The sequence below is a fragment of the Neisseria sp. N95_16 genome (assembly GCF_002551535.2).
Classification (GTDB): domain Bacteria; phylum Pseudomonadota; class Gammaproteobacteria; order Burkholderiales; family Neisseriaceae; genus Neisseria; species Neisseria brasiliensis.
The window spans coordinates 1-5,482 of the sequence record NZ_PDBT02000109.1; the positions used below are offsets into that span (position 1 = coordinate 1).

6 protein-coding genes and 1 pseudogene are annotated in these 5,482 nt (G+C 45.2%); 3 read left to right on the forward strand and 4 right to left on the reverse strand.

Going from position 1 to position 5,482, the window contains the following annotated elements:
- Positions 1-427: 427 nt before the first annotated feature.
- A complete protein-coding gene (locus tag CRG49_RS12155) occupies positions 428-721 on the reverse strand; it encodes a MerR family transcriptional regulator (protein WP_369832043.1) in 294 nt (97 codons plus the stop codon).
- A gap of 547 nt (positions 722-1,268) precedes the next feature.
- On the opposite strand from CRG49_RS12155, the gene CRG49_RS12165 reads away from it, so the two are divergent.
- The gene (locus tag CRG49_RS12165) at positions 1,269-1,838 is read left to right on the forward strand and encodes a DUF305 domain-containing protein (protein ID WP_198515173.1); all 570 of its coding nucleotides are present in this window, start codon (positions 1,269-1,271) and stop codon (positions 1,836-1,838) included.
- Positions 1,839-1,946: 108 nt separating this feature from the next.
- Here CRG49_RS12165 and arsB read toward each other — a convergent pair.
- From arsB to CRG49_RS12180, 3 genes and pseudogenes are all read right to left on the reverse strand, one after another.
- Positions 1,947-2,963, reverse strand: a pseudogene (arsB, locus tag CRG49_RS12170) (ACR3 family arsenite efflux transporter).
- Between the two features lie 3 nt (positions 2,964-2,966).
- A complete protein-coding gene (gene arsC / locus CRG49_RS12175; RefSeq protein WP_095502049.1) occupies positions 2,967-3,371 on the reverse strand; it encodes an arsenate reductase (glutaredoxin) in 405 nt (134 codons plus the stop codon).
- A gap of 64 nt (positions 3,372-3,435) precedes the next feature.
- Positions 3,436-3,738, reverse strand: coding sequence for a helix-turn-helix transcriptional regulator (locus CRG49_RS12180; RefSeq protein WP_014550505.1), 303 nt, complete (start codon positions 3,736-3,738; stop codon positions 3,436-3,438).
- Between the two features lie 169 nt (positions 3,739-3,907).
- Between CRG49_RS12180 and CRG49_RS13630 the strand changes: the two genes are divergently transcribed.
- Both CRG49_RS13630 and CRG49_RS12185 read left to right on the forward strand, forming a co-directional pair.
- Positions 3,908-4,363, forward strand: coding sequence for a hypothetical protein (locus tag CRG49_RS13630; protein ID WP_229436872.1), 456 nt, complete (start codon positions 3,908-3,910; stop codon positions 4,361-4,363).
- Positions 4,248-5,255, forward strand: coding sequence for an NtaA/DmoA family FMN-dependent monooxygenase (locus CRG49_RS12185; protein ID WP_229436870.1), 1,008 nt, complete (start codon positions 4,248-4,250; stop codon positions 5,253-5,255). The genes CRG49_RS13630 and CRG49_RS12185 overlap by 116 nt, the downstream gene beginning before the upstream one ends.
- Positions 5,256-5,482 lie beyond the last annotated feature (227 nt).

A 5,482-nucleotide genomic window follows, 5' to 3' on the forward strand; every position in this document is an offset into this window, starting at 1 on the left:
CCGCCGACCGAGAAAGACATTGGACTATGAGACACCGGGTGATCTGTTTTCAGCAGCCCTTGCCAATGGCATTTGAGCGTTGCACTTGAAATGCGAATGTAAGGCTGCCTGAAAAACCTACACCCCTTTATTCCCCAGCGATTTTCGGTTTATCCACCACACCAGCGAGAGCATCAAGGTGCCACCCCAAGCAAAATCATACCTGCAATGTACTCGCCTGCCGATTGTTCATCTACCCAGCCAGCAAAAAACACCTTAAAAAACAACCAGCCCACAAGTGCCATCGTAAAAGGCTGTTATCAAGCTATGACATTCATCTGCTTTGATGGTGGTTAAAAATCGCCCAAGCCTTTTAAGATGGGGCAGTCGGGATTGTCATCGCCCCCGCAGGCATCGCTCCACGCTTGCAGGGTGTGTTGCATTGATTTTAATTCTTTGATTTTATTGGATAAAAATCAATATGACTGACGGTGAGCGTTTTGACCTGAGCACTTGTGCGGTGTGGATTGTCTTGCAGTGCCACAAGCTCGCCAATCTGTGCAAACGAAAAACCGACGCTGCGGGCTTTGGCGATGAATTTTAGCCGAGCGATGTCATTGGAGTTATAAATCCGATAACCTGCTTCACTGCGTGATGGGTTAATTAATAAGTCTGCTTTTTCATAATCACGGATTTGTTTGACGGAAAGTTGGGTAGATTTAGACGCTTGTCCGATGTTCATTGTTGCTCCTTATTGAGTGGTGTGTAAAAAAATGTTATCAAGTAAAAACAACCCTTGACCCTAACGCAAGGTTAGGGTTTATGATACACACATCAAAACAAAAAAGCAATGTTTTTAGTGGTTTAAAAACGGTTTTTGTTTTGATAATCAACCTTTAATTTGGAGAATTGTTATGAACGACATCATCAAAAACCCAAACGCCCACTGCGGTTGCCAATCTTGCACAGGGCAAAATTGCAATCCAAAATGCAACTGCCAAAATGGCGAGCCGTGCATTTGTCAAAACTGCACTTGTGGCGATTGTGATTGCAAGTAATTGATTAGCTAAAAACATTGGGCGGACTTATGTTTGCCCAATGTTTGCCAAATCCCATTTTGATAAGGAAAACTGTAATGAAAATGTTTAAAAACCGTGCCGTACAATTATCTGCCCTTGCCCTTATTTTGGCGACTTTAACCGCTTGTGCCGACGCACTCGATGGTAGGCGACAATAACCACACCCAAACCACCCACGACAGCCCAAATAACCAAAACGGGCACGCAGAGATGAACCACGCCCATATGAACCACTCTGCTATGGCGATGGACACTCAAAATGCTCCGCCCCATACCCAAGCCTATCTTGCAATGATGAACAAGATGGGCGATGAGATGAGCAAAGCGGGCAATCTTGCTGATGCTGATACCGCTTTTGTCAAAGGTATGATTCCGCACCATATCGGAGCAGTTGAGATGGCAAAAGTACAGCTTGAATATGGTAAAGATGAAACAATGAGAAAACTTGCCCAAGCGATTATTGATGGGCAACAAGCCGAAATTGACTTGATGAATGGCTGGCTGAATGGCAAAGACACGACCACCCAAAACGCCAACGCCCCACACGCCAAAGCCTATGCCTTGGACAATTCACACGGCGAAATGATGACGGCAATTTATGAGACCGACCCTGATGTCGCCTTTGCCAAAGCGATGATTCCCCACCACAAGGGAGCGGTCAATATGGCAAAAGTGCAATTAGAATACGGCAAAGATAAAGCAATGCAAGATTTAGCAAAGCAAATCATCAATGCCCAAGAGCCTGAAATTAAGCTGATGGAAGATTGGCTAAAACAGTAGGGGCAATAAAGCAAAAGCACCGTTTTTAAAATAAAAGCGGTGTTTTTTATGCCGTCTTAAAGGTTTGTGATTTTAAGACGGCATTGGATTTTCAGGCAGCCTAAAAACCTACACCCCTTTATTCCCCAGCGATTTTCGGTTTATCCACCACACCAGCGACAACATCACAGGCACTTCAACCAACACACCCACCACCGTTGCCAATGCCGCCCCTGAATTTAAACCAAATAAAGCAATCGCCACCGCCACCGCCAATTCAAAAAAATTGCTCGTGCCGATTAAGCAAGCAGGGGCGGAAATTTCGTGTGGTAATTTGAGCTATTTTGCCAAAACGTGAGCCAAGGCAAAAATGCCGTAAGTCTGTGCCAGCAGGGGAATAGCAATCAGCAAAATAATCAAGGGATTGGCAATAATGGTTTGGGCTTGAAAGGCGAACAGCAACACCACCGTCAAAATCAAACCCATCACGGAAAAGGGTTTTAGACTGCCTGAAAATTGTGCCACCGATTTACCCGATTTTTGTAAATAAGAGCGGGTAAGCCAGCCTGCCAGCAAGGGCAGCAGCACATACAAAACCGTGCTTAAAATCAAGGTGTTCCACGGAATTTTTATGTCGCTTACGCCGAGCAATACGCCTGCAATCGGAGCATACGCCACAATCATAATCAAATCATTGACCGAAACCTGCACCAAAGTGTAATTGGGGTCGCCTTTGACCAGTTGCGACCACACAAACACCATTGCCGTACACGGTGCCACACCCAGCAAAATCATGCCGGCAATGTATTCTTGTGCCGACTGTGCGTCCACCCAACCTGCAAAAAACACCCGAAAAAACAACCAGCCGAACACCGCCATCGTAAACGGCTTGACCAACCAGTTGATAAATAAGGTTAAAAATAAGCCCTTTGGTTTTTTGCCCACGTCTTTGATTGCCGACCAATCAATCTGAATCATCATCGGATAAATCATCAGCCAAATCAGTATCGCCACAGGCAAATTCACATGAGCCACTTCCAAAGATGCAACCCATTGAAATACATTGGGAAACCAAACACCCAAAACCACGCCCAGCACAATCGCCAACGCCACCCAAAGGCTTAAAAAACGTTCAAACAACCCCATGATTTACTCCTTATGATTAATAATTTCGCCGTCTTCTTTGATAAACGGGATCGCAAAAGGCGGTAAAAATGCCAAAACTGTTTCGGACGGACGGCATAATTTCACGCCTTTTTCGCTCACCACAATCGGACGATTGATTAAAATCGGTTCACGAAGCATGGCGGAAATGAGTTCGTCATCGCTTAACTTTTCGTTTTGCAAACCAAGCGTTTCATACGGCACTACATTCGTCCTAAGTAACTGGCGGGGCGTGATGCCCATGCGTTTGATTAAATTACGCAAAGTCGTTTCACTTGGCGGATTTTTCAAATATTCAATCACTTGTGGCTCAATACCAGCGTGGCGGATGAGTGCCAGCACATTGCGTGAAGTACCGCAGTTTGGGTTGTGATAAATGGTAATGTTCATAGTTACTCCAATCTTTCAAGAAATATAGAAATATTTGGCAATAATTTTTCAGGCTGCCTGAAAATCACTGGCAAGATTCGCCTGTTTGAGAACAGCAGTTTTGGGTCAGAAAATGGGTCAATGCCATCATCAAATCCAGCTCGGCAAAATAACGCATGTGCCGTCCTTCCTGCACCACACGCACAAGCCCTGAATGCAACAGGCTTTTTAGATGAAAAGACACATTATTCGGGGCAAGGTTAAGCTGTTTTGCCAAGTCGCCAGCAATCATGCCAGTACTGCCTGCGGCGGTAAGTTGTTGAAAAATCGCCAGTCTTATCGGAGAAGACAGGCTCTCAAAGAGTTTGCTTGCTTGTATCGTATTCATAGGCGTAATTATAACAAGAAATTTCAATATTTCAAGTATGATTGAAATGTTTTTTAGTTACCCGAAACCACCTTTCCAAATCCAAAAATCACTTTCCCAAAAATCGCCATTCTGTTTCTAAAAATAAAATCCTATAATATCCCCATATTTTTTAATGGGAGAACCCAAAATGACCGACTATCTTGATAATTCCAACAAACAAATCAAACTCGCCCTACAACTGGTTTCAGGTTATGGCGGTGAGTTCCAGTCGTGGCGACTTGCCGACAGCAACGAGCGTGCCTATACCGACATTGATTTTTATGTCCAAATGGCAAAAACGGCTGAACAAGGCAAAATCCACACCCTGTTTATTGCCGATACACCTTCGTTTGGTGGGGCTGGCGGTGGTGCAGACATTGCCACGCGTTCGCCTGCGTTTCCGCTTGAACCGATGGTGATGTTCTCTGCCGTTGCCTACGCCACACAAAAAAATCGGCATGGTGGCGACTTTTTCCACGACTTACAATTTGGCTCGTCAATTAAAAACGCTAGACACATTAAGCAAAGGGCGTGTCGGCTGGAATGCGGTAACCACAGGCACACGAGAGACCGCCTACAATTTTGGCGACAAGCCCCTGCCTGACACGACCACACGCTACGAAATGGCACACGAAATGGTGGAAGCGGTGCAAACCTTGTGGGGCGGTTTTGGCGAAAATGCCTACATCACCGACAAAACCACAGGCGTATTTGCCGACATGAGCCAAATCAAACCTGCCCATTACAAAGGCAAGCATTACCAAGTCAAAGGGGCGTTGCCCATTCCAGCGACACCACAGGGGCAACCGCCGATTTTTCAGGCAGGGCCAAGCCCAGAGGGGATAGAGCTGGCTGGACGTTTTGCCAGTGGTGTGTATGCCAATCCGTTTACGATTGACGAAGCTCGAACCTACCGCCATGTACTCAAACAAAGTGCCATACAGCACGGCAGAAACGCTGACGACATCAATATGTTTAGCGGATTTATGTTCACGATTGGCGATACTTACGAAGAAGCGTTGGCTCGCCGAATGAAGCTCATTGATTTTATGAGTGATGATGAATTTTATGGGCAAATCCGCTATTTATCGGCGATGATTGGCGTGAATTTACACGGGCTTGATTTGAATGAGCCTTTGCCAAAACATTTGCAAAATCAAGCGACACCGCACCCGCATGACCCCCGTTCGCCACGAGCGATAGAACTTATCAAGCAAGGCATGTCGCCCAAAGAAGCCCTTGCCAATGGCGTGATTAACTACCACCCTGTGGTGGTCGGCACGGCAAAAGACGTAGCGGACTTTATGGAAAAGTGGTTTAAAGCAGGGGCAACAGACGGCTTTTCGCTTGCCCCAGACAGCCAAAAAGGCGTGCAAGATTTTGTGGAAAAAGTCGTGCCGATTTTGAAAGAGCGTGGGATTTATCATACTGATTATGAAGGTTCAACTTTGCGAGAGCATTTGGATGTGCCGTATCAATATGGATTAAAAACATAAAGCTAGGCCGTCTGAAAAGAATTTTTTCAGACGGCCTTTTTATGGTTTAAGGTTTCCAATAATGAAAATAATATTTCGATTTATCGCTATTCTTATTTTTATTTTAGAAATATAAAATACACCCATCCTAGGGCGTGTCCCTAATTTGAATAAGCCCAAAAGAGCCCTATTTTAACCCTATATTCCAACGAAATATAGGCAAACACAAACAATGGCGAGAACCGCAA